24 protein-coding genes, 1 tRNA gene and 2 pseudogenes are annotated in these 26,699 nt (G+C 62.0%); 9 read left to right on the forward strand and 18 right to left on the reverse strand.

All coding sequences use genetic code 11. From position 1 onward, the window contains the following. The first annotated feature begins 67 nt into the window (after positions 1 to 67). From rpsF to G7076_RS07695, 5 genes are all read left to right on the forward strand, one after another. The gene (gene rpsF / locus G7076_RS07675; RefSeq protein ID WP_166201766.1) at positions 68 to 436 is read left to right on the forward strand and encodes a 30S ribosomal protein S6; all 369 of its coding nucleotides are present in this window, start codon (positions 68 to 70) and stop codon (positions 434 to 436) included. 3 nt (positions 437 to 439) lie between these two features. Beyond that, a complete protein-coding gene (gene rpsR / locus G7076_RS07680) occupies positions 440 to 664 on the forward strand; it encodes a 30S ribosomal protein S18 (protein WP_166201768.1) in 225 nt (74 codons plus the stop codon). A 12-nt stretch (positions 665 to 676) separates the two neighbouring features. After that, positions 677 to 1,321 (forward strand): 50S ribosomal protein L9, encoded by a 645-nt coding sequence (gene rplI, locus G7076_RS07685; RefSeq protein WP_166201770.1) that lies wholly within the window; start codon positions 677 to 679, stop codon positions 1,319 to 1,321. Positions 1,322 to 1,574: 253 nt separating this feature from the next. Then, positions 1,575 to 2,003, forward strand: coding sequence for a hypothetical protein (locus G7076_RS07690; protein WP_166201772.1), 429 nt, complete (start codon positions 1,575 to 1,577; stop codon positions 2,001 to 2,003). A gap of 478 nt (positions 2,004 to 2,481) precedes the next feature. Next, positions 2,482 to 3,048: a helix-turn-helix transcriptional regulator gene (locus G7076_RS07695; RefSeq protein ID WP_166201774.1), complete on the forward strand. Its 567-nt coding sequence runs from the start codon at positions 2,482 to 2,484 to the stop codon at positions 3,046 to 3,048. 18 nt (positions 3,049 to 3,066) lie between these two features. On the opposite strand, the gene G7076_RS07700 is transcribed toward G7076_RS07695, so the two are convergent. From G7076_RS07700 to G7076_RS07710, 3 genes are all read right to left on the reverse strand, one after another. After that, a tRNA-Val gene (locus G7076_RS07700) sits at positions 3,067 to 3,142 on the reverse strand. Positions 3,143 to 3,181: 39 nt separating this feature from the next. Continuing rightward, positions 3,182 to 3,412 carry a hypothetical protein gene (locus tag G7076_RS07705; protein ID WP_166201776.1) on the reverse strand — a complete coding sequence of 77 codons (231 nt, stop codon included), beginning with the start codon at positions 3,410 to 3,412 and terminating at the stop codon, positions 3,182 to 3,184. A gap of 500 nt (positions 3,413 to 3,912) precedes the next feature. After that, a complete protein-coding gene (locus G7076_RS07710; protein WP_166201778.1) occupies positions 3,913 to 4,830 on the reverse strand; it encodes a winged helix DNA-binding protein in 918 nt (305 codons plus the stop codon). Positions 4,831 to 4,988: 158 nt separating this feature from the next. Between G7076_RS07710 and G7076_RS07715 the strand changes: the two genes are divergently transcribed. Next, a complete protein-coding gene (locus G7076_RS07715) occupies positions 4,989 to 5,219 on the forward strand; it encodes a hypothetical protein (protein WP_166201780.1) in 231 nt (76 codons plus the stop codon). Positions 5,220 to 5,245: 26 nt separating this feature from the next. Here the strand turns inward: G7076_RS07715 and cysQ are convergent, their stop codons facing one another. The 10 genes and pseudogenes from cysQ to G7076_RS07765 form a co-directional block, all read right to left on the reverse strand. After that, positions 5,246 to 6,061 (reverse strand): 3'(2'),5'-bisphosphate nucleotidase CysQ, encoded by an 816-nt coding sequence (gene cysQ / locus G7076_RS07720; RefSeq protein WP_166201782.1) that lies wholly within the window; start codon positions 6,059 to 6,061, stop codon positions 5,246 to 5,248. After that, a complete protein-coding gene (locus G7076_RS07725) occupies positions 6,058 to 6,837 on the reverse strand; it encodes an SDR family NAD(P)-dependent oxidoreductase (RefSeq protein ID WP_166201784.1) in 780 nt (259 codons plus the stop codon). Before G7076_RS07725 ends, cysQ begins: the two co-directional genes overlap by 4 nt. A 64-nt stretch (positions 6,838 to 6,901) precedes the next feature. Further along, positions 6,902 to 7,489, reverse strand: coding sequence for a superoxide dismutase family protein (locus G7076_RS07730; RefSeq protein WP_166201786.1), 588 nt, complete (start codon positions 7,487 to 7,489; stop codon positions 6,902 to 6,904). 59 nt (positions 7,490 to 7,548) lie between these two features. Continuing rightward, a pseudogene (locus tag G7076_RS07735) lies at positions 7,549 to 9,413 on the reverse strand (acetyl/propionyl/methylcrotonyl-CoA carboxylase subunit alpha). Between the two features lie 9 nt (positions 9,414 to 9,422). Beyond that, the gene (locus G7076_RS07740) at positions 9,423 to 9,728 is read right to left on the reverse strand and encodes a hypothetical protein (protein WP_166201788.1); all 306 of its coding nucleotides are present in this window, start codon (positions 9,726 to 9,728) and stop codon (positions 9,423 to 9,425) included. Between the two features lie 205 nt (positions 9,729 to 9,933). Continuing rightward, positions 9,934 to 10,389, reverse strand: a complete 456-nt coding sequence (locus G7076_RS07745) for a nuclear transport factor 2 family protein (protein WP_166201790.1) — start codon at positions 10,387 to 10,389, stop codon at positions 9,934 to 9,936. Positions 10,390 to 10,391: 2 nt separating this feature from the next. Next, positions 10,392 to 11,992 (reverse strand): annotated as a pseudogene (locus G7076_RS07750) (carboxyl transferase domain-containing protein). A gap of 36 nt (positions 11,993 to 12,028) precedes the next feature. After that, the gene (locus tag G7076_RS07755) at positions 12,029 to 12,874 is read right to left on the reverse strand and encodes a cytochrome c (RefSeq protein ID WP_166201792.1); all 846 of its coding nucleotides are present in this window, start codon (positions 12,872 to 12,874) and stop codon (positions 12,029 to 12,031) included. A 54-nt stretch (positions 12,875 to 12,928) separates the two neighbouring features. Then, positions 12,929 to 14,080, reverse strand: coding sequence for an isovaleryl-CoA dehydrogenase (locus G7076_RS07760; protein WP_166203488.1), 1,152 nt, complete (start codon positions 14,078 to 14,080; stop codon positions 12,929 to 12,931). A 61-nt stretch (positions 14,081 to 14,141) separates the two neighbouring features. Then, positions 14,142 to 14,615: a c-type cytochrome gene (locus G7076_RS07765; protein ID WP_166201794.1), complete on the reverse strand. Its 474-nt coding sequence runs from the start codon at positions 14,613 to 14,615 to the stop codon at positions 14,142 to 14,144. A 95-nt stretch (positions 14,616 to 14,710) separates the two neighbouring features. Here G7076_RS07765 and G7076_RS07770 point away from each other — a divergent pair, with 95 nt between their 5' ends. Then, positions 14,711 to 15,895: an acetyl-CoA C-acyltransferase gene (locus tag G7076_RS07770; RefSeq protein ID WP_166201796.1), complete on the forward strand. Its 1,185-nt coding sequence runs from the start codon at positions 14,711 to 14,713 to the stop codon at positions 15,893 to 15,895. 225 nt (positions 15,896 to 16,120) lie between these two features. Here G7076_RS07770 and G7076_RS12695 read toward each other — a convergent pair whose 3' ends face one another. From G7076_RS12695 to G7076_RS07795, 5 genes are all read right to left on the reverse strand, one after another. Continuing rightward, positions 16,121 to 19,360: an autotransporter domain-containing protein gene (locus tag G7076_RS12695; protein ID WP_166201798.1), complete on the reverse strand. Its 3,240-nt coding sequence runs from the start codon at positions 19,358 to 19,360 to the stop codon at positions 16,121 to 16,123. Positions 19,361 to 19,615: 255 nt separating this feature from the next. Further along, positions 19,616 to 20,068: an SH3 domain-containing protein gene (locus tag G7076_RS07780; RefSeq protein ID WP_206367514.1), complete on the reverse strand. Its 453-nt coding sequence runs from the start codon at positions 20,066 to 20,068 to the stop codon at positions 19,616 to 19,618. A 25-nt stretch (positions 20,069 to 20,093) separates the two neighbouring features. Further along, the gene (locus G7076_RS07785) at positions 20,094 to 21,500 is read right to left on the reverse strand and encodes a nitronate monooxygenase (protein WP_166201801.1); all 1,407 of its coding nucleotides are present in this window, start codon (positions 21,498 to 21,500) and stop codon (positions 20,094 to 20,096) included. 72 nt (positions 21,501 to 21,572) lie between these two features. Further along, positions 21,573 to 22,463, reverse strand: a complete 891-nt coding sequence (gene nadC, locus G7076_RS07790; protein WP_240913745.1) for a carboxylating nicotinate-nucleotide diphosphorylase — start codon at positions 22,461 to 22,463, stop codon at positions 21,573 to 21,575. Between the two features lie 53 nt (positions 22,464 to 22,516). Further along, the gene (locus tag G7076_RS07795; RefSeq protein WP_166201803.1) at positions 22,517 to 23,362 is read right to left on the reverse strand and encodes a metallophosphoesterase; all 846 of its coding nucleotides are present in this window, start codon (positions 23,360 to 23,362) and stop codon (positions 22,517 to 22,519) included. 59 nt (positions 23,363 to 23,421) lie between these two features. On the opposite strand from G7076_RS07795, the gene G7076_RS07800 reads away from it, so the two are divergent. Further along, positions 23,422 to 24,489, forward strand: coding sequence for a phosphotransferase family protein (locus G7076_RS07800; protein WP_166201805.1), 1,068 nt, complete (start codon positions 23,422 to 23,424; stop codon positions 24,487 to 24,489). A 119-nt stretch (positions 24,490 to 24,608) separates the two neighbouring features. Next, positions 24,609 to 26,699, forward strand: coding sequence for an adenylate/guanylate cyclase domain-containing protein (locus G7076_RS07805; protein WP_166201807.1), 2,091 nt, complete (start codon positions 24,609 to 24,611; stop codon positions 26,697 to 26,699).

Consider the following 26,699-nt stretch of genomic DNA (forward strand, 5'->3'; position numbering starts at 1 on the left):
CGAAGTCAGCCGGAGGGGCGTGGCCATGGGGGCCCGTCAGCGATCGGCCAAAATAGGTGCATGAGACATGCCGCTTTACGAGCATGTTTTCCTCGCGCGTCAAGATCTGGCCCAGGCCCAGGTCGATGCGCTCGCGGAAAACGCCACGAACATCCTGTCGGAAAACGGCGGGAAGGTCGTCAAGACCGAAACTTGGGGCCTCAAGAGCCTCGCTTACCGCATCGCCAAGAACCGCAAGGCGCACTTCGTCATGCTCGAAGTCGACGCCCCGGCCGCCGCCGTGGCGGAGCTTGAGCGCCAGACCAGCATCAACGAAGACGTCATTCGTTTCATGACGATCCGCGTCGACGCCCACGAAAAGGGCCCGTCGGCCATGATGCGCCGCGCCGAGCGCGACCGCAGCCGTACGCGCCGCGACGAAGAAGTGGAGGCTTAACCCATGGCTCGCGCATTCTTCCGCCGCCGCAAGTCCTGCCCCTTTTCGGGCAAGGACGCCCCGCGCATCGATTACAAGGACGTTCGCCTTCTCCAGGGCTTCGTTTCGGAGCGTGGCAAGATCGTTCCGAGCCGCATCACCGCGGTTTCGGCCAAGAAGCAGCGTGAACTGGCAAAGGCGATCAAGCGCGCCCGCCAGATCGGCCTGCTGCCCTACGTCGTGAAGTAAGGAGCAAGGAACATGGAAGTCATCCTGCTCGAACGCGTCGAAAAGCTCGGCCAGATTGGTGACGTTGTCACCGTCAAGAACGGCTTCGCGCGCAATTATCTCCTGCCGAACAAGAAGGCGCTCCGCGCCAACGAGTCGAACAAGAAGCTGTTCGAAGCCAACCGCGCCAAGATCGAGGCCGACAATGCGGATCGCCGCAGTGACGCCGAGAAGGCCGCCAAGGACGTCGAAGGCAAGACCGTCCAGCTCATTCGTCAGGCGTCGAACACCGGCCAGCTTTACGGTTCGGTCTCGGCCCGCGACATCGTCGAAGCACTGGAAGCCGAAGGCGCCAAGGTCACCAAGAGCCAGGTGGTTCTCGACCGCCCGATCAAGGCGATCGGAATGCACGAGGTTCGCGTCGTCCTCCATCCGGAGGTGGTCTCGATGATCAAGGTCAACGTCGCCCGCTCACCGGAAGAGGCCGATCTCCAAGCCCAGGGCGTCGACGTGATGGCCCAGATGTTCGAGCGCGAGACCGCTGGCTTCACCGAAGCCTTCGATCCGAACGCCGAACCGGGCGAAGTCCCGGGCGAGGAAACGCAGGAAGCCGCCGCTCCGGCGCCGGCCGCCGAGGCGACTGAAGCTGACGCTGACGAGGGCGAAGCCAAGGCCTAAGCGCTTCGCTTCCAATCGAACCAAGGCAAGAGGGCCGTCGGACCAGTTCCGGCGGCCCTTTTTCCGTTGGTCGCATATGTCGGAAATGTTGCGCTCCGGCGAAACGCAGAAAGTCCGCCAAATTTGTTAAGGCGTACGACGTTTTGCCGCTCCATTCGTCGCAACCGATGGCGGGCCCATGGAACGAGTTGCGCCTTACACGCGCTCTTTCGTCAAGCGGGTCGGGATTGTGTCATCAGGAGGAATAGTCACCATGGAAAATAGCGAAAATCGCAACGACACCACCCAACAGGACGGCGGCCAGAGCGATATCAGCAAGGCGCAGTCCAGCCAGCAGCCGCAGGGCAACTCGGGACAAAGCCAGCATGGCAGCGATACGGCCAGCCAGCAGGGCCAGGACACAACCGGCCAGACCGGCGGTCAGTCGGGTGGCTTCGGCTCCGATCAGTCAGGCAATTCGGAGACCGGCCAGGCCGGCTTCGGCGAGGCGGGCACGGATACCGCGACCCGGCAGGAAAGCGACATCGAGGGATCCTCGACGACCGGTAAGGGCGGTTCCGAAGGTGGCCAGGGCGGAAGCAATTTCGTCGGCTCGGCCGGCGGCTCCGACACCAGCAGCGGGCTCGTTGAGGATCAGGATTTCGAGCAGGACGGACAGGGCGCGACCGACCGCAGCGAGTAAGCTGTAACCATTAGCGCTGGGCCGTGCCGGAGAGATTCGGCGCGGCCCTTTTCTTTAATGTATCCGGTAATGTTCGGCGATCCGGTCGAGCGCAATGGTGAGGAGCAGCTTGCCGGCTCTCGCCGGCCAGCCCCGGGCGCCTTGGGCCTCGCGCGTGCCCTCGCCCGATCAGATGATACGCCCCAAGATGTCCGACAAACCTGGTCGATCCGCCGCAATGGTTTTTGTCAAAGCGGCAATGCGCACAGATCTGACGGACGCTTGCATCCGGCGCGGCAGATTTGCCGCCGCGCGAGCGGGCCACCGGTGCACCGAACCATGTAATCGTCACGCACAGCCCGAACGCGGCGCATTCGTAATCGAGCCGCAACATCTCGCCGGCGTCATGAAGTTCTCCCATTCCCGATTCGATTTCAGTTGCCACAGCGGCTCGCATGTAGGACAGAATAGGAACCAAAAGGGTTCGTTAGGGGCAACAATGATTACGCGCATCCGGGAAGTTCGAAAGACAAGGGGCATGACGCTGGACGACGTTGCCAGGGCCTGCAAGCCCGCTACCACAGCCCAGACCATTGGCCGGCTGGAGACGGGGACTCGAACCGTCTCCGTCGGGTGGCTCAACCGGATCGCCGATGCACTTGGCGTCGACGCATCGGAGTTGGTTGCCGGCGCCGGTGGAAGCGATATCAATGTCGACGCAATCCTTGGAGCCGGCGGCCAGGCGCGTGCACCGAAACGAACCGCTCTGCTCGTCCCTCCGAAGCCCGGATCCAGAACGATTGGGATGACGGTTTCCGCTTCGGTCGGGGAGTATCGCGCGGGCGATGAGATCTGGTGCGACCCACTTGAGCCGACGGATTATGTCCGGGCCCTAAACCGGGACGTTCTCATTCCCCGCCCCGCCGGCCGCTTCCTCTTTGGTCGACTGATCGACCGGGACGGTGGACGATTGCTCATTCTTCCACCTGGCGCCGGCGGTCGCCAACAGATTGTGGCCGATCCGCCATGGATTGCCGTTGCCGCGAAACTCATCCGGGCATTGTGACAATCGGAAATCTTACAATGGTGGGCGCTGACGGGCTCGAACCGCCGACCCTCTCGGTGTAAACGAGATGCTCTACCAACTGAGCTAAGCGCCCTAATCGGGGCCGGTTGCATGAAACGGGGTTTCAAGCAAGCTAGATGGCTTCTCCGCGGATCTTTTCCGTTCGCGCAACTTCAACGACCGGGACCTGGACTGTCCGCTCGGGCTTGAACTGACTGAGAGCGAGGCCACGGTCGGCTCGCTTAACTAGCTCTCTGATCATGGCCGTGCCGGTCTCTTCGGCCAGATAAACCAGCACATCATCGCCAATCTCAACCTCCGCGACCGGCGACACGATCAAACGGCGGCCCAGGCGAAAGCGCATTCACATCGAATCCTCGACGACGGTCAGTACGAAAGCACCGGCGTCGGCAGCCAGGCTGGACGGGCGGACGACCACCCCCGGTGTCGCTGCCGATCGCCATCAGTCCCTTACCTACCTGTGTGTTTGACGGATCGTGATTGGCGACGGAGGCACTCCGCCACGGCGCAGCGAAATGCTCACCCGGGCCGTGGCGTGGGGGAGTGCCTCGAATGCCGCCAACGACGAATCTGCGGCAGTCAGAAGCTTTTCGAGCGTCCGACGGGGATGGTCGCCGTGCCTGCGCATGTCCGTCCACAGAGTGCGGCTGACGCCGGAGAGTTGCCCAGCGATTGGGCGATACCCCATCCGGTTTGAAACGCATCAGGTCCACGATGATGTCAAAATCGTCGGTCGCCATCAGGCGTGTGTCGACCAAGGCGAAGACGCCGGCATGTCAGTACTTTCTGAACCGCGCTCGTGTCGCTCAGACCTCTCTCACCGATTAAGGCATCATGTGCGCGTTACAGCCCCACGACCTCTATGGCTTCCGCGAAGTATTGCCGCATTGCGGCGCTCGCGCTCGGCGAAAGCTCGACGAAGATCCGTCGCCCATCGTGAGGGTCGGCCCGACGCCTGAACAGCCCGGCATCGGTCATCGTTCGAATCCACCGAAGGGCCGTGGTTGCCGGTACAGCCGCCGCGATGCACAGCGAGCTCACGGGAACCCGATGTTGCGCAATCTCGGCCTGAAGCAGGTCGAGCAGCATGTCCCATGCGGGATCGGCGAATATATCCTCGCTAAAATAGCGCGAACGCAGGCGCCTGGCGCGGATGACTGCGCGGACCTTTTCGCCATCTAGTTGCGGAACTTCCCCGAATTCGCGCTTCGGCATGACCGGCGATCCGACCCTGTCAGGGACGGTCGACAGCCGCGCAAGCGACGCTGCGATCCGTCCCACCTCGTCCGAAAGCTGACGAAGGCGAACCGCGTTGTCGCGCCCGACGTCGCTGACTCGCGCAGGCTCGAGAGCGCCGGCGATCGCGAGCGAAAATGCAGCCGCGCGTTCGACCGCCTGCGGCTCGACCAGGATTTGCACACCGCCATCGGCAAGGGCGGCGTCGATCCGGTCGATCAGCGACGGTGCAATTTCGATCACAGCGGACGTTCCGCCATTTGCCAATCGGACGACCCGCTCCAGAAGCGCGTCGCTGGGCGATTCCATCCCGCAATCGATCCAGATAAGTCCGCTAGAAGCCTGCAGATCGAGCCGCTCTGCCGCGTTTTCCAGCCGGCAGGTTGCCGCGATCCGAATTCCAGCACCGCTCACGAGCGCCACAACCTCAGACAGGTCCCGACCGTCCGCGCCGATAAGAAATGCCGGACGCCCACCGTCGTAGGTTACCGGTTCAACGAAACTGAAACGCTCGGATACACGCATGACAACCTCATCTGTCATAACTTCCGAGCTCGTCCGTTGTGGCACCGAAGCGGCGCGAAGTTAGGGAAAAATTTCGTCCGGAATGGAGCGAGTTGCGAACTCTTCGGAAGGCTCGGCCAATAGCGGCCACACTCCAGTCAACAACCAACGCCGGGCTCATGTTCGATCCGTATGGATGGTTTCAAGAATGCGAGCGGACGTTCGCCGATGCTGAGTATCTGGCGATCCGTCTTGCCCGTGTCGCTTCCACTCCGGGTTCCGAACTGACGGAGCTTCGCCTCGGGATTTCGCCATTACGCGCCGAGTTCGAGCAGGCGCGGACAGAAATGGGTTATGATTTGAAAAAGGCGCTTGCAGGAGAGCAGCCTGTGAACTCGCTCTCGCAGTAGTGCGAAGCCAAGCCGGCAGTGAATTCCTAAATCCCGGCCTTGGTAAAGTCCGGGAGGTAAGGCGCAACCGGGGGCGCGCGCCAGCCGGCCGTTGCACAGAAGCCGACGTTGAGAAACGACGGCTTGCCGTAGGTCAGCGGCGCACCTTGCGGATCGTCAACCAGTCCACCGGCTGCGAGCAGAACCGCGTGACCGGCTGCCGTATCCCATTCGCTGGTCGGGGATAGCCGGGGATAGATGTCTGCCCGCCCATCCGCGACAATACAGAACTTCAGGCTCGACCCGACCGAGACGTAGCCACAAGAGCCGAGGGCTCGCTCGAGATAGTCGGCGGTGGCCTGGTTGAAATGGGACTTCGACGCTACAGCGGCACGTTGCTCGCCCAACTGCCGAACCGCGATTGACTTGCGGCCGCCATCGTCTTCGCGAAATGCGCCCTGCCCGACCATCCCGCCCCACAGCTGGTCTTCGGCCGGCTGGTAGACGACCCCAAGCAGCGGCTGCCCGCCGACGATCAGGCCGATGTTGACAGTGTAATCTAGACCGCCGCGGATAAACTCTTTCGTGCCGTCGAGCGGATCGACGAGGAAATATCTCTCGCCATGCGCCGGAATTCGTCCCGCGGCGACCTCTTCTTCGGCAATCACAGGAACGCCCGGTGCAGCCTCGCGAAGTGCGTCCAAGATGATGCGCTCCGCGGCCCGGTCGCACACCGTGACCGGGCTTTCGTCACCCTTGGTCTCGACCTCGAAACCGGAGTCGACGAGCTTCAGGATTTCCGCCCCGGCGGCGCGCGCGGCCGTCACGCACGCTTCAAGAAGCGCGCCATCGTCATCAATCAACGCGGAGCCATCCTTATTCCGCCATCGAGCCGAATCGCTTCCGCGTTCAGGTAGACGTTCTCGACGATGAAGACGGCGAGCCGCGCATATTCTTCCGGCATTCCAAGACGTTTCGGGAACGGCACCTGGGCACCAAGCGCGTCCTGGACGTTGGGTGGCATCATGGCGACCATCGGAGTCTTGAAGACGCCCGGAAGGATCGTATTCACTCGAACCCCGTCGTTCATCAGGTCGCGTGCGATGGGGAGTGCCATGCCGAGAACGCCGCCTTTTGAAGCGGAATAGGCTGCCTGGCCGATCTGTCCGTCCTGAGCCGCGACGCTGGCGGTATTAATGATGACCCCTCGCTCACCGTCGGCCAGTGGCTCGGTCTGGACCATTCCATAGGCCGAGTTCGCGATGCAGCGAAAAGTCCCGATCAGGTTGATTCCGATCGCCAGTTCAAACTGGTTCATCGGATAGCGCTTGAGCTCCCCCGTCGCCTTATCTTTGCCGACCGTCTTCACTGCATTGGCGACCCCGGCGCAATTGACGAGGATTCGCTCCTGACCGTGCGCTTCCCGGGCCTTTTCGAAAGCGGCCGCGACTTTCTCGTCGCTCATGACGTCAACTTCGCAAAAGATGCCGCCGATGTCGGCCGCGACCTTTTCACCCTTTTCGGCATCTCGGTCGAACACGGCGACCTTCGCGCCCTTTGCCGCGAGCGCCCGCGCCGTCGCTTCCCCCAAGCCCGATGCGCCGCCAGTGACGACCGCCGCTACGCCGTTGATTTCCATGTCCTGCTCCCGTCGCCAAATTGCTCGGGCTTGCACTTGCCCAAGTCGAGCGCGGGCGCAACCTCTAGCCGGCGGGCGCGATCACCGCGCAAGCGATGCGGTCGCCGCTGTTCCCGCTGGGATCGGTCATATTATCGTCGGGCTGCGCATGGACAACCAGTGCGCTTCCGTCGCTGTCCCGGAGTTCCGCGAGGGAGACGCCCGCAATCGTCAACGATTCGGTCAGTGAACCATCGGCGCCCACCGTGGCATTCGGCAGATCGCCGCGATGGGGACCCTCTGGATTCTCCAGGCCATGTTGCTTGTTGTCCGGGTTCCAGTGCGCGCCGGCGCTTTCGAACTTCGGCCCCTCGCACTTTCCGACCATGTGGATGTGAAGACCGTGCGTCCCCGCAGGCATTCCCGATCCCGCCAAGCGAAGGACGACCCCGCCGGCGCTGTCCTCAACAGTGACGCTTCCCAACGCGGCACCGTCCCCGCCGACGAAGTTTGCCGCCGGAGCCAATGGGGCCGCATCGTTGCCGACCAGGTTCGTGTCGCTCAGCGCCGTGTCGTTCATTGTCAGGTTAACGTCGTTCGCGACCGGTTCGTTATCGGCGCAGGCTGCGATTGCGAGAGTGGAAGCAACGAGGAGCGAGGCGGCAATACGCATGAATTTCTCCTTCTTGTCGATGTTACGTTCAACGTCTTTTGGATGACATTCGCTCCAGCTCATTCAGCCGGTGTGACCCGCGCCAGGACGGCTTCGACCGCGACCTGAGCGCCAGGCGTCGCATTGAGTTCCGCAACCACGCCGTCGAAAGGCGCGGTCAGGCCATGCTCCATTTTCATCGCTTCAAGCGTGAGCAAGCGTTGCCCAGCGACAACCTTTTCGCCTTGACAGACTTCAACGCTGGTCACCTTTCCAGGCATAGGCGCAAGAATATCGCCATCGTGCGCTCCATGACCCGCGCTGCCCCGCGCCGCGCGAGCGAATTCATAGGCCTGGCCCTCGTAGAAAGCGACAATTCGCTCGTCATCGCGAAATCCGGAAACGGATGCCATCGGCTCATCGACGTCGAGGGAGACATGACGAAATTCGCCGCTTCGGCCGAGTACGGCCCCCGTCCGCGGCGAGGCGTTTAGCCTGAAGCCGGAGGCTATCGCGACACTTTCCTCGTCTTCCGCCGTAGCGACGGCGGCCGCTCCGCGCCAGACCAGTACGTCGGGCTCCGGGTCGGGAACGAGCTCGTCGATCTTCTGTTCGATGAATGAGGTGTCGAGGCGGCCGGCGGCGAAATCTTCGTCGAGCAGGGCATTGAACAGGAATCCGGCGTTAGTCCGTACCGGCCAAACTTCGACCTCGTCTAAAATGGCCGCAAGCGCGCCGATAGCCTCTTCGCGATCGCTGCCGGAGGCGACCAACTTGGCGATCATCGGATCGTAGAACGACGAGATTTCATCCCCTTCCTCGACTCCGCTCTCAATGCGCCCTCGTCGCCGAGGTCAAAATGCTCGAGCCGCCCGACGCTGGGCAGGAACCCTTTCGCCGGATCCTCGGCATATAGCCGCGCCTCGATCGCCCAGCCGTCGATCGATAGTTCGTCCTGCCGCTTCGGTAGCGGCTCACCGGACGCAACCCGAAGCTGCCATTCGACCAGATCCTGCCCGGTTATCTCCTCGGTGACCGGATGTTCGACCTGAAGCCGGGTGTTCATTTCCATGAACCAGATCCGGTCCGCGCGCAGGCCTTCGCTGGCGTCGGCGATGAACTCGATCGTTCCTGCGCCCTCATAATCGACCGCCTTCGCGGCACGCACCGCCGCGCCGCAGACGGCTTCGCGGGTCGCCTCGTCCATGCCGGGCGCGGGCGCTTCCTCGATCACCTTCTGGTGACGGCGCTGGAGCGAGCAATCGCGTTCGAACAGGTGAACGACATTGCCATGGCTGTCGCCGAACACTTGCACTTCGATGTGTCGGGGGCTCTCGATCCACTTCTCGATCAACACCACGTCGTTACCGAATGACGAGGCCGCTTCGCGCTTACAGCTTTCCAGCAAGTCATCGAAGTCGGCTCCACGGTCGACCTTGCGCATGCCCTTGCCGCCGCCACCGGCGACGGCCTTGATCAGGACGGGGTAGCCTATCGCGTCCGCTTCACCTTTGAGGCGCGCCGGCGATTGGTCTTCTCCCATATAGCCCGGCGTCACCGGCACGCCGGCCTGCGCCATCAATTGCTTGGCAGCGTCCTTGAGCCCCATTGCGGTGATGCTTGCCGGCTTCGGCCCCACCCAAACAAGTCCCGCCTCGATCACCGAATGAGCGAACTCGGCATTTTCAGAGAGGAAGCCGTATCCAGGGTGGATCGCCTCCGCGCCGGATTTCCTGGCTGCGGCGATGATCTTCTCGCCAACGAGATAGCTTTCGCGCGCCGGCGATGGGCCGATGTGAACCGCTTCGTCGGCCATCCGCACGTGCAGCGCCTTTGCGTCGGCATCCGAATAAACTGCGATTGTGCGCACGCCCATCTTTCGCGCGGTGCGAATGATACGGCAGGCGATTTCTCCGCGGTTGGCGATAAGGAGTGAAGTGATCATCGGCGCCTGTTAGTCGACCCGGCACCTGCCGTCACGTTCCTCCTCTTCCGGTGTCGCGCCACGCATTTCGCAGTAAATCGCTTCGTGAAGCTCTTCGACGGTCGGGATTTGGGCCGGTGATCGGAACGGTGATTCAAGCAGCATGGCTGGCGGTGCAGCGGACGGCCCGAAATAGATCGATGTCACGTTCGCTTCCGGCGCATTCATCACATAAAGCAGCGACCGGTCGTAGGAGCGAGGATCGACCAGCTGCCGCTCCGCGAACAGCCCCTCGCCGCACGCGCGATCGAACGCAGCGCGCAGGTTCGCGGTCAAGTGTGCCTTCTCCTTATCGGTCAGCTCGGATGCGGCGCCGAAATTCAGTTTCGGAAAGTCGCAATTCCTAGGCGTAGGTTTAGCTGCTTCCGATTTTCCCTGCGCTTCAGCCGCCACGGCGTTGCTTTCCGGCGCTGCGCTGCAAGCAGCGGCGGCCGCAAATGCGGCGGTGAGCGTCCATCGCCTGAACATCATTCGCGATCCCTCATGGTTTCGGTTCGCCCATGCCCGCACAGTTCTCTGGCGGCTCGACGGTCCAAGCATTGTTTGTCAGAATCCATTTTCCGTCGATCCGCATCAGGCTGAAGCTATCCACCCCGCAGTGCGAGCGCTTGCCGTCCACGTCGAAGGAATATGGCGCCCAGAAATGCGCGATGTCGCGGTGAACGAGGATCGTCGGATTCCAGTATCGCTCCGTGTTGCGGCTGGTGGAAGTCTTCATCCGCTCGACGGATTCCTTCGTGGTTCGCCGGCGTAATCCCTCTCGTCCCTTCACATAGCCCTGGATGAAGGCGGCCCCATCGTCATGCGTAAGCCGATCCAGCTCGGGCGCGTCATTGCTGTTGATCGCCGCGATAAACGCGTCGACCGCAGCCTGGACTTCGGCCTTCTCATCCGTTGGCGCCAATGCCGCGAGGGCGAGGAGGGCAGAAATCAGCAACGTCACATCCGGAATACGCCAAACTGCGGCCGTTCGGGGATTGGCGCGTTGAGGCACGCTGCAAAGGCGAGGCCAAGCACATCACGCGTCTGCGCCGGGTCGATGATTCCGTCATCCCACAATCGCGCGGTGGCGTGCCACGGATTGCCCTGCGCCTCGTAATCCTCGCGGATTGGCTGCTTGAAGGCCTCGGCCTCCTCCGGCGTCCATTTTTCGGCGTCGCGGTGAACGGTGGCAAGGACACTTGCCGCCTGCTCGCCGCCCATCACGCTGATCCGGCTATTGGGCCAAGTATACAGGAAGCGTGGGCTGTAGGCGCGGCCGCACATTCCGTAATTGCCGGCGCCGAAGCTTCCGCCGATGAGGATCGTGACCTTCGGCACTGTCGCGGTCGCGACGGCAGTGACCAGCTTCGCACCGTGCTTGGCGATTCCTTCCGCCTCATATTTGCCGCCGACCATGAAGCCGGAGATGTTCTGGAGAAACAGCAGCGGGATCCGCCGCTGGCAAGCGAGCTCGATGAAGTGCGCGCCTTTGACTGCGCTCTCGCTGAAAAGGACGCCGTTGTTGGCGAGAATTGCGACCGGCATTCCCCAGATGTGGGCGAAGCCGCACACGAGGCTGCTTCCGAACAACGGCTTGAACTCATGAAATTCGGATGCGTCGACGATCCGCGCGATGATCTCGTGCACGTCATAAGGCGCACGCACGTCTTGGGGATGATGGAATAGAGTTCTTCCGCATCGAACGCTGGAGGGCGCGCCTCGCGAAGCTCGATGTTGGCGCGAGTCTCACTACCAAGATGCGAAACAATGTCGCGGACGATGGTCAGCGCATGCTCGTCATTTTCGGCGAGATGATCGACGACGCCGCTCTTGCGCGCATGGAGGTCGCCGCCACCCAAATCCTCTGCGGAAATCTCTTCACCCGTGGCCGCTTTCACCAACGGCGGACCGGCAAGGAAGATGGTCCCTTGCTCGCGAACGATGACGCTTTCATCGCTCATTGCCGGAACGTAGGCGCCACCAGCTGTGCAACTGCCCATGACGCAGGCGATTTGCGGGATGCCGTGCGACGACATCTGCGCCTGGTTGAAGAAGATGCGTCCAAAGTGATCGCGGTCGGGGAAAACCTCGGATTGGTGCGGCAGGTTCGCGCCGCCGCTGTCGACCAGGTATATGCACGGCAGCCGATTCTGCTGGGCGATCTCCTGAGCGCGGAGATGCTTCTTGACCGTCATCGGATAGTAAGTGCCACCCTTCACCGTCGCGTCGTTGCAGACGATCATCGCCTGTCGCCCCGACACCCGGCCGATCCCGGCAATCATGCCCGCGCCCGGCACTTCCCCATTGTAGAGATCGAAAGCGGCCAACTGCCCGATTTCAAGGAATGGCGAGCCAGGATCCAGCAGCCGCTCAACACGATCACGGGGAAGCAACTTGCCGCGCGACACGTGGCGTTCCCGGCTTTTTTCGTTGCCGCCGAGCGCCGCCTTCGCAACGTCGGCGCGAAGCTTCTCCGCAAGGCCGCGATTGTGCGCCGCGCGCGCCTTTGCCTCCTCGCTTGTCAGGTCGATCTTGGTGTCCAATCGCGGTGCGCTCATGACCGCTGGCCTAGCCGCAGATCGACACTTTGCAAACTATTGTGGCGCTCGGGCCCGACCGGCGCGTGCGAGGACGTAGCCGACTATCGCCTGGCGCTCGGATGGCGTCAGCTGCGAGAAGGAATATTTGGCGACCGCGCTCATCAGGCCAAGGTCGGGCTTCGACTTCCCCTTCCCGGTGCGCAGCAACGTCTCGAGCTCGGCCTCGCTGTACGTTCCGGCGATGTCGAGATTCGGCGTGAAGCTCTTGTAACCCTGCAATTGGCCGTTGTGACAGCCGCTGCAGACCATCCGGGCCAGTTGGCGACCTCGTTCATGCTGCGGGCCGACGTCAGGCGGGGGGTTATCGCGATAACGGATCGTCTGCGCCGCCGAATGGCTGATCCCGCCTTCCTTGTTTTCTTCGAGAAAGCCCTTGCCCTTGCGGATCGGGGGCAGCTGCTGTCCAGCCGGCTTGTGGGAGCGAAGGAAAGCGATGATTGCCGCCATGTCCTGATCGCTTAGAAACTGGAATGATTCTGCCGGCATGAACCAGAGTTGGCGGCCGTCTTTCGGCGTGCCTTGTCTTAGCAGGCGCTCGAAATCGGCATCGCTGTAATCTGCCAGAAGAAGGGTGATGTTCGGCGCATTCATGTCGCCAAATTCCGGGTCGTCCGCCGTCACATTTTCGCCCTGAAGATTCTCGCCGTGACAGCCGGTACAGTCGAGGACTCGGGCAAGCCTTTTGCCATGCGCGATCTTGGCGGCTTCATCCTTGTAATCGGCGCCGTCGAAGGTGACAGCGGCAGAAGCCGGAGGCACAGTCGGTTCGGACTGTTTCGGTTCCGATTTGCCGCACGCCGCAATCACCGCCGCAGCGAGCAGTATCGATAATTTGCGCATTGAAAGCCCCCTTCAAACGCGAAGGTTGGGCTTACTACACATCAAGGTCGACGACTATGCGCCGATCAGCTCACGGCCAATGAGCATCCGCCGGATTTCGTTGGTGCCGGCGCCAATGTCGAGCAGCTTGGCATCGCGCATGTAGCGCTCGACCGGCCAGTCCTTGGTGTAGCCGGCACCGCCCAGCGCCTGCACGGCCTCCCCGGCGACCTTGAAAGCGCTCTCTGACGCCAGCAGGATTGCGCCCGCGGCGTCGAAGCGCGTCGTCTTGCCCGCGTCGCATGCCTTCGCGACCTGATAGACGTAGGCCCGAGCCGAATTGAGCGCGACGTACATGTCAGCGACCTTGGCCTGGATAAGCTGGAAGCTGCCAATCGTCTTGCCGAACTGCTTGCGCTCCCGAACGTAGGGAATGACGACATCAAGGCAGGCCTGCATGATACCGAGCTGGATTCCGGCGAGCACGGTGCGCTCATAATCGAGACCGCTCATAAGCACAGCGACTCCGCCATTCTCCGGCCCCATGATGTTCTCAGCCGGAACGAAACAATCATCGAACACGAGTTCGCAAGTGGGCGAACCGCGCATTCCGCATTTGTCGATCTTCTGGCCGATCGAGAAACCCTCCATTCCCTTTTCGATCAGGAAAGTCGTAATGCCCTTGCTCCCGGCGTCGGGCGAGGTCTTGGCGTAGACGACGAGCACGTCGGCATAGGCACCGTTGGTAATCCAGAATTTTGTGCCGTTGAGACGATAGCCGTTGCCCGATTTCTCGGCCTTTAGCTTCATGCTCACTACGTCGCTACCCGCGCCTGCCTCACTCATCGCAAGCGCTCCGACCTGCTCACCGCTGATCAGGCCTGGCAAATACTTCTTCTTCTGCTCGTCGTTGGCCCAGCGGCGAACCTGGTTGACGCAAAGGTTAGAGTGCGCGCCGTAACTTAAACCAACCGAAGCCGAAGCCCGCGCAACTTCCTCCTGCGCGACGACATGCTCAAGGTATCCAAGGCCGAGCCCGCCCCACTCTTCCTCCACCGTGATGCCATGCAGCCCGAGATCGCCCATCTGTGGCCACAGTTCTATCGGAAAGCGGTCCTGCTCATCGATCTCGGCCGCGATCGGCGCAATCTTGTCACGAGCGAAACGCTCCGTCGTCTCGCGGATTGTAGCAGCCATCTCGCCAAGGTCGAATTCCAGGCCGGGCATGTCGCTCATTCAACGCTCTCCTCGACAGCGCGCCTAGCACCCCCCGCTCGCGTGAAACAAGCTAGCCTTCGTGCCTGTGCTCAACTGGCGGCGGAGTCTCGCCCGGCTTGGGCGCAGCAGTGAGCGGATGCGCGGCACCACGGTGACATGTGTAGCAAGTGACCTTCGACTTGCTCCATTCGGTCACCTTGAAGTCCTGCTCGTTGATCCGGCGAACCATGTCGAGCATCGCCCGGGCAACGAGCTTTTCTTTCATGGCGTCCGACGCGAAGTCCATCGTCTCCCGTGACTGTCCTACATGGCAAAAGGTGCATTTCACGCCGAGCGACGACGACATCATCTGCATCACGCCGATCAGGTTCTGCCGTGGAATTCCCATCGGCAAGACCTTGAGGTTCTTGGCACTGGGCTCCGCGGACGAAGCAGGCGCAGCAGTTGGCGGCGGCGCCGTCGTCTGCTGCGCCGCGACCGCGGCGGCGAGGAATGCGGCGCTTGCCGCGGCGAAGGCCAACCGGCCGAAGACAGTCCCTGTCATTTCGCCGAGCCTAGGTACGTTGCAGAATTTGAACAAGCGGCTTCGTGGCCCTATGTGCAGTCGCAGCAATTTCACGAATCCCCCGGAGCAAAGCCATGTCCAGCGATCCTGTCGTCATCCTCTCCTACGCGCGCACCCCAATGGGCGCGATGCAGGGCGCCCTGGCGGATGTGAGCGCGACCGATCTTGGCGCGACTGCTGTGAAAGCGGCCGTCGAGCGGGCGGGTGTAAATGCCGACGATATCGACCGGATCTACATGGGCTGCGTGCTTCCCGCCGGCCTCGGCCAAGCGCCTGCACGCCAGGCTGCGATCAAGGCCGGCCTTCCCAAGTCCGTCCAGGCCACCACGGTCAACAAGGTCTGCGGCTCAGGGATGCAGACGATAATCATGGGAGAAGAGGCTCTGAGGGCCGGCAATGCCGGAATGATCGTTGCCGGCGGAATGGAATCGATGACCAATGCGCCCTACTTGCTCAAGAAGCACCGCAGCGGCGCCCGGATCGGCCACGACACTGCTTACGACCACATGTTCCTCGACGGCCTCGAAGACGCTTACGAAGCCGGGCGGGCGATGGGCAGCTTTGCCCAGTGCACCGCCGACGATTACCAGCTGACCCGCGAAGCGATGGACAATTATGCCATCGAAAGTCTGAACCGGGCCAAGGCCGCGATCGACAACGGCGGCTTTGGCGACGAAATCGTTCCGGTGACAGTGAAGAGCCGCGCCGGCGAGACGGTCGTCGACACCGACGAGGCGCCCGGTCGCGGCCGCCCCGACAAGATTCCGCAACTGAAACCCGCCTTTGCCAAGGACGGAACGATCACCGCGGCGACCAGCTCCTCGATTTCCGACGGAGCGGCAGCTGTCGTGCTGACAACATTGTCGGAAGCGCAGGCTAAAGGGCTTGCCCCGGTTGCTACGATCGTTGCCTCCGCCGCCCACGCACAAGAACCGGCTCAGTTCACCATCGCTCCCATCGGCGCGATCGAGAAAGTCCTCAAGAAAGCCGGCTGGTCCGTCGACGACGTCGACCTGTGGGAGGTCAATGAGGCATTCGCCTGTGTTGCGATGTTTGCAATGAAGGACCTCGGCATTCCCCACGAGAAGATCAACGTCCACGGCGGAGCGACCGCGCTTGGTCACCCGATCGGGGCGAGCGGCACGCGAATCCTCGTCACTCTCCTGAATGCCCTAAAGCAAAAGGGACTGAAGCGCGGCGTCGCCTCGCTTTGCATCGGCGGCGGTGAAGCGACGGCCGTTGCGGTCGAGCTGGCCTAATATCCTAATAAAAGGGGGAAGCTTGACCCCTTTCCTGACTAAACCTGCGTAACTGCCAGCCATGATTGCCCGGAGCCGCTGCATTGCGCGTACCGGACTGCTTACCCTCCAGATCATGTGCTTTTGTAGTCGTCGGCTATTTGTCGAAACGCGCCATCGGCTGACCGTTCATAAGGAAACGGCGGCCCCTTTCGGAGCCGCCGTCCCTTTGACTGACGCTATCGCTTAGCCGCGTTCCGGCTCCGGCGGCGGCGGCGGCGGCGGCGGCGGAGGCGGACATGCTTCCGTTGCCAAGATCACCGAGCCATCCGGGCAGGTCTGCGTTGCCGGCGGCGGAGGCGGAGGCGGCGGAGGCGGCGGAGGCGGAGGCGGCGGAGGCGCTACCTCACGAGCTCCACCCCACGCAAAGCCGAGCCGCAGGCCCGCTCCGGTGATGTCGCCAACGTCGACCCAACCGGCCAGCTGCAGGCCGTAGGTTCCGGTTCCGCCGGCGAGACCGCCTTCGAGGCGGCCCCAGGTGGCCTTACCCGTCGAGCTGATATCGTCGAAGAACAGGCCCTGACGGATCGTCACGTCTGCATCGCCGTCGAATTCGTGCAGCAGGGTGGCGGACAGATACGGGTTGAAGATTCCACCGAAGTTGCCGCGGATGCCGAGGCGGCCGCGGGTCGAGGTGAAGTCGTCATACTCGTAGTCGAAGCCCCACTGGGAGACGTCGTCGAGATCGCTCCACACGTGGCTGACGCCAGCGAAGACGTCGAGCGACGGAACGATGCCAATCGGGAAGCGGTAGCCGGCGGCGATATCGAAGCCGGTGCTGCTGCCGTCGACGTCATTTTCGTCGAACACGCCGTCGAATTCGACGTTGTAGTCGTCATACTTGAACATCGCTTCGGCATGGAAGCCGGTCAGGCCGCCATAGACACCGTAGAGACCGATGTTGAAGCCCGAAGCCTCGAAGTTGCCGTCGCCTTCGGCGTCGGCATTTTCGTAACCGCCGGTGATGCCGATGCGGGCCGGGCCGAAGCCGTAGGCGACGCCGCCCTGGATACCCCAGCGATCGGTTTCGATGTTGTTGTCGGCGTCATAGACCACGCCATTGACCAGCTGCTCGTCGGTCTGGCCGGACTTGTCCTTGCTGCCGTAGATGTGGGCAAAGAAGGAGATGCCGTCGTTCCAACGCGGAGCCAGCATGTGCGCGGTGACTTCGTCGGCGCTCTGGTACCACATCTCACGCACCAGGCCGGTCGCGGCGAGCGGAATGAACGCCGTTTCCGGATCCAGAAGCGTGACGAGGAAGTAATCATTGCCGATCTGGTTGACGTCGAAGTTGATCAGCGGGTTGCTGTTGAACTCGTCGCCCATGACGAACGCGTTGGTGCTTGCACCAGTCGCGTCGACAACCAGGATACCGTCCGGATCGAACACGCCGAGGCCGATGACGTTGACATCGATCGCCGTCGCGCCAGCTGCCGTTCCGTTGATCAGCAGCAGGTCCGAAGCGGTACCGTCGACATCTACCTGGAGACGGCCAGCACCTGAGTAGTTGCTGTTGATCGTCAGCGCGTCATTGCGGACGCCGTCGAGCAGGTCGAGCACGCCGTTGTTCACAAAGCTGGTCTGACCGGTGATGGTCGTCGCACCTTCGTCGGCAATGATCAGGCCGGTCGTCGAGTTGGTGAACGTACCCGCCGGAACCGTGAAGGTGGCTCCTGCGAGATCAATCGTGCCATTGTTGGTCATCGACGTGAAGCCGGCGATCGTTGCCGCGCCGGCGGTGTCGATAAAGCCCGTGATCCCGTTCACAAACGGAATCGCCGGACCGGTCAGGGTCGTCGCAGCCGAGAAGTTGATGCGGCCGTTCTGAGTGAACGTTTCAAGCCCCGCCAACGTCGAGCTCGCCGTGATGTTGATCACGCCGCCCGCGTTATTGGCGAAGGTATCGGCGCCCGCACCGAAGTCGATGGTGCCGTCGAGATTAATGACGCCCGTCGAGAAGTTGGTGAGAACATCAGCACCATCAAGGAAACGCGAGCCAGCGGCGCTGTTCCACGTTCCCCGGTTGTTTACAGTATCAACGAGGTTTGACAGGTCCACGTCGCCATTCAGCGTCGCCCCCGCATTGTTGTTGACAGTCGTCGCGTTGTCCCCGGACGTGAAGATCGCGTCACCGCTCGCTCCGGCGGTCAGGGTGCCGTTGTTGTTGACGGTCAAAGTGCCGGTGCCGCTCGACAGAATGCCGATGTTACCGGACACCGTCCGAGTCGCAGCGATCGTAACGGTCATGTTGCCGCTGGTCGTGCCGATATCGATGGCGTTCCCAGTGGCAGTTAGGTTGCCGCCGTTGACATTGACGGTGACGTTGCCCGTCGTTGTGTTAGCATCGACACCGATCTGGTCGCTGGTGACGTTGCCACCAAGCGTGATCGTCTGAGCGCCGGTCGTCGTGGTGGTGTCGATGGCGTCACCACCTACTGCGGTGACTGCACCGGTTGTGACGGTCATCGCGCCCGTGGTGCCGGTCGCGGTGATGGCGTTACCGGCCGACGTATTGACTGCACCAGTGTAGTTTATCGTGGCCGTGCCCGTACCAGCCTGGATCAGCGAAATGCCAGAGCCGGTTGCGAAAACGGCACCACTTCCCGTTACGCTAACGTTGCCGGTGGCCAAAGGGTTGACCAGTTCGGCCTCGATGCCGCTGCCGAAGCGCGAGCCAGCAGTACCAATCGCGCCATTATTAACGACGGTCACACCGCCAGTGCCATTAGAGAAAGCGTCAATGCCGTCGACACCGCCGCCAGTGATTGTCGCATTATTCGTGACATTGACTGTACCAGCGTTCGCCGCATTGAAGATTTCCGCTTCAATCCCGTCTCCGCCCGTAGCGGAGATAGTTTCCCCGGCAGTCGTTACGACAGTGACATTTCCAGCTGTTCCGCTTTGCTCGATGTTGATTGCCGTGCCATTCGCGGCGGTGACGCTGCCACCGACAGTCGCAGTTATGCTGCCGGTTCCGGCCGTATCGAGATTCAGGCCGCTTCCGTTGCCGAGGTTCAAAACGTCGCCAGCGCCCAGGTAAATCAGGTCGCTCGCGCCTGTTACAGTAACGTCAAGCGCGCCATTGCCGCCAGCCGTTGGGGTGTTGCCGGCATTGACCTGCACCAAGCCATTGTTGGTGATGGTGACGTCCTCGACACCAACGCCGATTTCGGTGGCTGCAAGCCCGAAGCCGTTTACCGTTGCGCCTACCGGGATATTAATGCCGATCGGAACTGTGGCCGCCGTAAACGGGCCATTGCGATCCGTGGGGTTCGTGCCCGTTGTGTCGTTCGTAGTGGTCGTCCCGACCGCACAATCGTATGATGCGGCGTTTGCGACGCAGGCCGCTTGCGCTGGTGAGCCCATTAGAAGCATCGCGCTACCAAGCGCGCTGCCCGTAAGAGCGTGACGGATTACCCTATTCATGTCGGTCTTCCCCTTTTTAAGCCTGCCACCCGGACGGATGGCGAAGTTGACCCCAACCACAGCGCGCCGAACTCACGTGTGGCAATGTCCCATTCACCAATCCCCAATCGGCAGCTTAAGGCAAGCTTAAAATGCAGACATGCAGGATTTTCGTTACAAGTGGACTTGCCGCAACACATTGATGCAGGTTAATCGTCCGTCAGTCATGGGCAATAACTATTGTTAAAACCATTGTGTCAGCGAAAGAACTTGCCGTCAGTCCCTCCAGCGCTCGCCCGCGGCTACGCCGAAAACTTCGCCCTGGCGGATCCAACCGCGCCGCTTGCCGATGGCGATTCGGCACCAGTCGCCGTCACATTCCTGTAGCTTCCCGACCACGCCCGGCTCGGCCAGGTAGGCGATTCGGCTGTCCGTGGTCTTCTTTTCGTGGATCGGGCGTGGCTCGCCCGGTTTAACGACACCGGTGCGCTGGGCGCTCATCAGGCTTACCAGCATCCAGCCCTTCGCACCGTCCGGATCCTCGATCAGCCGCCAGTTTTCGTAGACCTTGAGAACACGGACCGGCAGGTCGCGGCGCTTGTATAGCCACAGTCCCGGATACGTTCGTCCGGGGCCGGCGCGGGTCATCGCTTCTCCGCTTGCGATCGACGCCCAATATGGCGGCGACTTGTCCTGCGCGACGGAGGACGCCGCCAGGAAAGCCAACATGATGAAAAGCCCCCGCCGGATCATGTCAGGCGCCGGTCAGGATCCGGTCGACGAGTTGCTTCACTGTCGGCACGAACCCGTTGGAGTAGAAGGGATCCTGCTTGAAGCGGAAGGCCGCGTGCCCGGCGAACATCAGATTCTCCTCGACCGGTCCGCCATGGGCGATGTCCTGCAAGGTTTTCTGAATGCAGAAGCTGCGCGGGTCGGCCAGCCGGCCCGTAGTATTCTTCTCGTTGTCCGCCCAAGAAGAGAATGCGCACTGGCTCAAACAGCCCATGCAATCGGCTTGGTCCTTTCGGATCACCGCCATTTCTTCCTTTGTGACGAACACCAACGTGTCGTCGGGCGTCTTCATCGCTTCGGTAAAGCCCGCGGCATGCCACTCGCGCGCGTGCTGAAGGTCGCCCTTGGTGACGTAGAAATTCTTGCGCGTGCCGACACCGACGTCGAGGGCGAACTGGTGGTCGCCAATCTCTTCCTTGGTAAAGGCGATCTGGCGGTGGCTCCGTGCCTCCAGGTTGCGCAGGAATGGGTTGCGCACGGCCGAAGAGTAAAAGCCGGTCGGAGAAAAACGGTGAAGCAGGATGTCGCCTTCTTCCAGCGTCATCAGCCGAGACTTCCAATCGGGCGGAATCGGACTTTCCTGTGTCAGCAGCGGCCGGGTTCCGAACTGGAACGCGATCTGTCCAAGCTCCGGATTGTCGATCCAGTCATTCCACTCGTCGAGCCGCCAAACGCCACCGGCCATGATGATCGGCACGTCGTCGGAAATGCCGCCCTCGCGCATGACGTCGCGCAATTCCTTGACGCGAGGGTACGGCGGTTGGGGCGCACGCGGATCTTCGGCGTTCGAGAGGCCATTATGCCCACCGGCGAGCCACGGATCTTCATAGACGACGGCGCCGAGCAGGTCGGCGACCTTCGAATAGGCGCGTTTCCACAAAGCCCGGAAGGCGCGGCCGGAGCTGACGATGGGAAGATAGTTGACGCCATACTGCGCGGCGATCTCGCTCAGCTTGTACGGCATTCCGGCGCCGCAAGTGACCCCGGATACCAGCCCCTTGGTCCGCTCGAGCACGCCGTGGAGGACGCGCTGAGCGCCGCCCATCTCCCAGAGCACATTGATGTTGATCGCGCCGCGGCCCGAGGCGATTTCATAAGCGCGCTTCACTTGGGCGACCGCGCCGTCGACCGCGTAATTGATCAATTCCTCGTGGCGTCCGCGGCGAGTCATCTCGCGATAGACCTGCGGTACGATGCGTCCTTCGGGATCGTAGCTGTCGGCGTTGACCGCGCTAACCGTGCCGATCCCGCCGGCAGCCGCCCAGGCGCCGGAGCTCATGTGGTTCGTCGCCGACACGCCCTTGCCGCCTTCGATCAGCGGCCACACTTCGCGGCCGGCATATTGGATGGGCTTAAGGCCCTTGAACACGCACTCTCTCCTTGAGGATTTCGCGGTCATATAGGAGCGAAACGCGCCTGAGGAAATCGAATTGAAAAGCCCTCACGCCGGCAACGCTTGAAGCGCGTAATCGAGCCCGATGTCGACAGCCGGCGCGGACTGCGTGATCCGCCCGACGGAAATATAGTCGACGCCGGTTTCGGCAATGGCGCGAATGGTATCGAGATTCACCCCGCCCGATGCCTCAAGCGGGACCCTTCCAGCAACCATCGCAATGGCTTCTCGCAATGTATCCGGCTTCATGTTGTCGAGCAGTAGCCTGTCCGCGCCTGCAGCCAGCGCCGGCTCGATCTGTGCGATACGATCCACTTCGACCTGCACCTGTAAGCCTGTGTTCGCGGCGACCGCGGCCTTCACCGCCGCCTCGACCGAGCCGGCCACGCCGACATGATTGTCCTTGATCAGCACACCGTCGTCGAGGCGCATGCGGTGGTTTTCCGCACCACCCATGCGTGCGGCATATTTATCTAACAGGCGCAGTCCGGGAATGGTCTTGCGCGTGTCGAGAAGGATCGCGCCGGTGCCAGAAATGGCGTCGACATAGCGCCGGGTCAGAGTCGCGATTCCCGACAGGTGCTGCAACGTATTGAGGGCGCTACGCTCGGCAGCCAGCAGCGCGCGCGCATTGCCATCCAGGCTCATCAGGATCGTTCCAGCCGCAACCGCGTCGCCGTCGGCGACATGCTTCCTAATACGGACGTCGCGATCGAGGGCCCGGAAGAAGGCGATGGCGACGTCGAGTCCGGCAATAACGATTGGCTCCCGGCAATTCATTTCCGCGGAGAATCGCGCATCGGTGGTAATGGTCGCGTTGCTGGTTACATCGCCGCCGGAGCCAATGTCCTCGGCCAGCACGCGGCGAACGAATTCGCCCAGGTCGAAGTGCGGAGGCATTTCGCTTGCCCCCGCAATGGAATTTTCAGCGCTAGCCATCTTTGCTCCCCTCGCTGTCCCACTAGGGACGCTGAATAGCCAAGGGCAAGGGGTCAGGCGGTTTCGACGTCCGCCTCGGCCTCTGCAATCGGCCGCCAGTGGTCGCCGTCGCGGCGATACCCTTGAGTATCACCGGCGACGAAGCCGCTTCCTCCCCATGTCTGGATCGTAAGAACCACGTCTCTTCCCTCGATATCGATCTGATTGAAGCTCTGCTCTTCATCGCGAAGTCGCGTCGAGGTCGCCGTTCCGGCCTGGATGACGAGTGCCGGTCCCGCCCGGGTGGCAAGATCCCGGGCACTATGGGTTGATGCCCGGTGGTTGTGGCCAGCGAGCAGGATGTCGACACCGGCTTCGCCGATTGAATCGAGCGCAAGATCCTGCCGGCCGATCGCCTTGCCTACTTCGAGACCGTCGCTCACCGGCAATGCAAACAGCGGATGGTGGGTTACCAGGATCCGCGGAACGTCGCCGACCCGCGCGAAGGTCGAGCGGATGAACTCCATCTGCTCCTCGTTGATCCGGCCGTCCTTGAAAGTAAGCGATCGCGCCGTGTTGATCCCCAGGACAGCAGCGCCCGGGACTTCATGGAAGGGGCACAAGGTCTCGTCGATGTAGCGCTTGTACCGGGTCAGCGGAGAGAGGAAGCGGCGAAGCACGTCGTAAAGCGGCACATCGTGATTGCCGGGCACTCCCAACACCTCGTGACCGCTGTCGCGCAGTCGGGTCAGGAATGCGCAGGCTTCTTCGAATTGATCGGTTCGCGCGCGCTGCGTGAAATCACCGCTTATCACGACCAGGTCCGGCCGCCCTGCGTTGATCCGTTCCTCGACCGCTTCGACCAGCCGCTCGTCGTGAGCGCCGAAATGCAGGTCTGACAAATGGAAGATTCGAGCCATGGGATTCCAACGCCTGAAGAATTGCATTCGCTCCGTCGCCGCTTCAAGGTTTGCGCCATATGGACCGGACAGAAGCCAATAGCGGAACGCGCGCCGTCCCGGAGCGGCTCCAGATTGACGAAGCTGCGCTCGACAAATGGATGCGTGGGCACGTCAACGGCTATTCCGGCCCGGTCTCGCTCAGCCAGTTCAAGGGCGGTCAGTCCAATCCAACGTACCGCATCGACACGGAGCTCAGGTCCTACGTCCTGCGCAGGAAGCCGCCGGGAAAGCTTCTTCCGGGCGCCCACGCCGTCGACCGCGAGGCACGGGTGATGGCTGCGCTGGGGACAACCGGATTTCCGGTCCCGGCGATCCTCGGCACGTGCGAAGACGAAAGTGTTATCGGCACGCCGTTCTTCGTTATGGAAATGGTCGAAGGGCGGATCGTGTGGGATCCCACGTTCCCGGGCCTGTCAGCGCAAGCGCGCGCCGATCACTTCGGCGCCATGAACGCGACAATCGCCCGGCTCCACACGATTGACCCGGAGACGATCGGCCTCGGCGACTACGGCCGGTCGTCAGGCTTCATCGAGCGGCAAGTCGGACGCTGGGGCAAGCAATATGAGAGCGATGTTGAGGCCGGCAGAAGCCCGGCGATGGACCGCGTGCTAGATTGGCTTCGCTCGAACATGCCGCCCGACCGCGGCGAAAACCGGATCGTCCATGGCGACTACCGCTGCGACAACATGATTTTCGACGCGACCCAGCCGCAAGTCCGAGCGGTTCTCGACTGGGAATTGTCGACGCTCGGCGATCCGGTCGCGGACTTCGTCTATCACATGCTGATGTACCGCATGCCGGCCGGCCTCTTCACCGGCCTCAAGGGTCTCGATTTCGCGGAGCTCGGCATACCTACCGAGGAAGACTATGTCGCAGCCTATTGTCAGAAGACCGGGCGCGCCAGTCTCCCTGACCGGGATTACCTTGTCGTTTTCGTGACATTCCGACTGGCGGCCATCTGCCATGGCATCCGCGGCAGGCTGGCGCGCGGCAACGCGTCTTCTGCGCATGCCGAGGCCACCGCGGCACTCACCGAGCCTCTCGCCGAAATGGCGCTTGCGGAGATCGAGGCCGCCCGCCTCTGACCTGTCGCAAGCCGGGACGCACCCGGCAGGCGTCATGGATATTTGCACTTCCAGCCATTAATCGTCAGCCTTGTAACGACTCGATAACGACGCATCGTTCGAGGCAGCTGGGAGCAGCAGTGGACAAGCCGTTGAAATGGGGAGCGACCGGGGTCGCCGCGGCCAGCGGATTGCCTTCGCTCGCCTCGGTGCGCGCCGACCTTGCCCGGGTCCCGCTGGCACGCAGGGTCGCGACGATCGTCTTCATCGTCATCGCCATCCTGATCGCCAGGTTCAGCTGGCAAACACCGATTACGCTGATCAACGCTGAAGGGGTTAAGAGCAACCTCACGCTGCCCTTGTTTCAGGATGCCGAGCGCGGGCTTTACGACATGCGTGCGGCGGTCGCGACGCTTCTCAAACGAACAGTGCCTCAGGACAAACGCATCTTGCTGGTCACTTTCACGCCCGACACGCAATTCAAGACAAAGGAGCGATCGCCGCTCGATCGAACGACGCTTGCAAGGGCGCTTACGACGCTCGACTCGATGCAGCCCAGGACGATCGGAATCGATATTCTGTTCGACCAGCCGCAGCCCGACGATCAATTGCTCATCGACGCTCTCAACGCGATGCGAACGCCGACCTGGGTCGGCTATGCGACCGTTCGTCACAATCCCGAAGACATGTCGCCATGGCAGCAGGAATATCTCGACCATTTCCTGTCGCGGATCACCAATCCCAACGTTCGCAAGGCATCGCTGAAGGTATCCGCCGATGGCGACAATGTAGCTCGAAGCTGGCCGGAACAGCCGGCCGACCTCCCGCCGTTCCTGCCAGTTGCACTGAGTGGTCGAAAGGCGCCGGTCGATTATCTCGGGAGCATCCAGTTTCAGGCCCCGAAGAACGAAGAGTACGAGATTTTCGAGAATTTGCCGATCGACCTGTTCGCCGAACCCGGAGCGGCGGCGTTCATGGCCAGCCATGTGCGCGGCCGGATCGTACTGCTGGGCGGCGATCTGCCCGATTCCGACCAGTTCGAAACACCACTGACCCGTGCGACCGGCCTGACCTCCGCAGGGCTCAAGGTTCACGCGACGATGCTTACGCAGGTCCTTGATGGCCGCCTTCCGGAAAGGGTCGGCGACTTCGGTTTATGGACCCTGGCACTGTTTGTCGTCTTGGCTGGTGCTTTCACCTCGATGGTGGATGTCCGCCCGGTCACCTTGAGCGCGCTCATCGTCGGCCAATTGCTGTTTTTCGGCGGCGCGCCTTTCCTGTTTGAGCTTCGCGGCATCGACACGCAGGGCATGCCCGCCTTCGGATGGCTTGCGGGCTGGCTCCTCGCCTACTTGGCGACGGAGGCGACCGTGAAGGCCATGGGCAGCGAAGAGAAGCGTTTCGCCCAATCGGCGCTCGGCCGTTACTTGCCGCCGGATATCGCCGCGATGATCCTCCGCGATCCCTCGCGACTATCCCTGAGCGGCGAGCGGCTGCCGATTTTCACGCTGTTCACGGACATCCAGGGCTTTACTAGCCTCAGCCACACGATTCCGCCGGAAAAGACGGCGTCGATCCTCAACGCCTATCTCGACGGGATGAGCGACATCGTCCTCAAGCATGGCGGGACCATCGACAAGTTTGTCGGCGATGCCGTGGTGGCATTCTGGGGCGCTCCAATCGCGCGTGAAGACGACGGCGACCGGGCGCTTGCGGCCGTCGTCGAGATGATGGAATTCACGAACAAGTTCGGAACGGAATCGCCGGAACGCGCGATGCTCGGCCGTACGCGTATCGGCCTCCATTACGGTGAAGCCATCGTCGGCAATTTCGGCGGAGAGGGCCGAATTCAGTACACTGCCCTTGGCGACGCGATGAACTGCGCGGCGCGCCTCGAAGGCGCGAACAAGTATCTCAAGAGCACGGCACTGGTCAGCGACGAGGCGCGCTCGAGGATCGAGGATCAGTCGCTCTTCCGGCCGATGGGGAGGATTACCCTGTCGGGCCGACCAACACCGATCGTCGTCTGGGAGCCTGCGCCCCATCTGCCCGAAGACGAACGGATGCGGCTTACCCAGCTATGGCGTCAATTTGAGACAGGCGATCGATCGGCCTTGCAAGATATCGAAGCCATTGCTGTAATCCATGATAATGATATAGCGCTATCCGCATTCGCCTGCCGGCTGCGCGAAGCCGGGCCCGGGAAGAGCTTCGAATTAAGGGAGAAGTAG

The organism is Sphingomonas sp. HDW15A (assembly GCF_011301715.1).
GTDB lineage: Bacteria > Pseudomonadota > Alphaproteobacteria > Sphingomonadales > Sphingomonadaceae > Sphingomicrobium.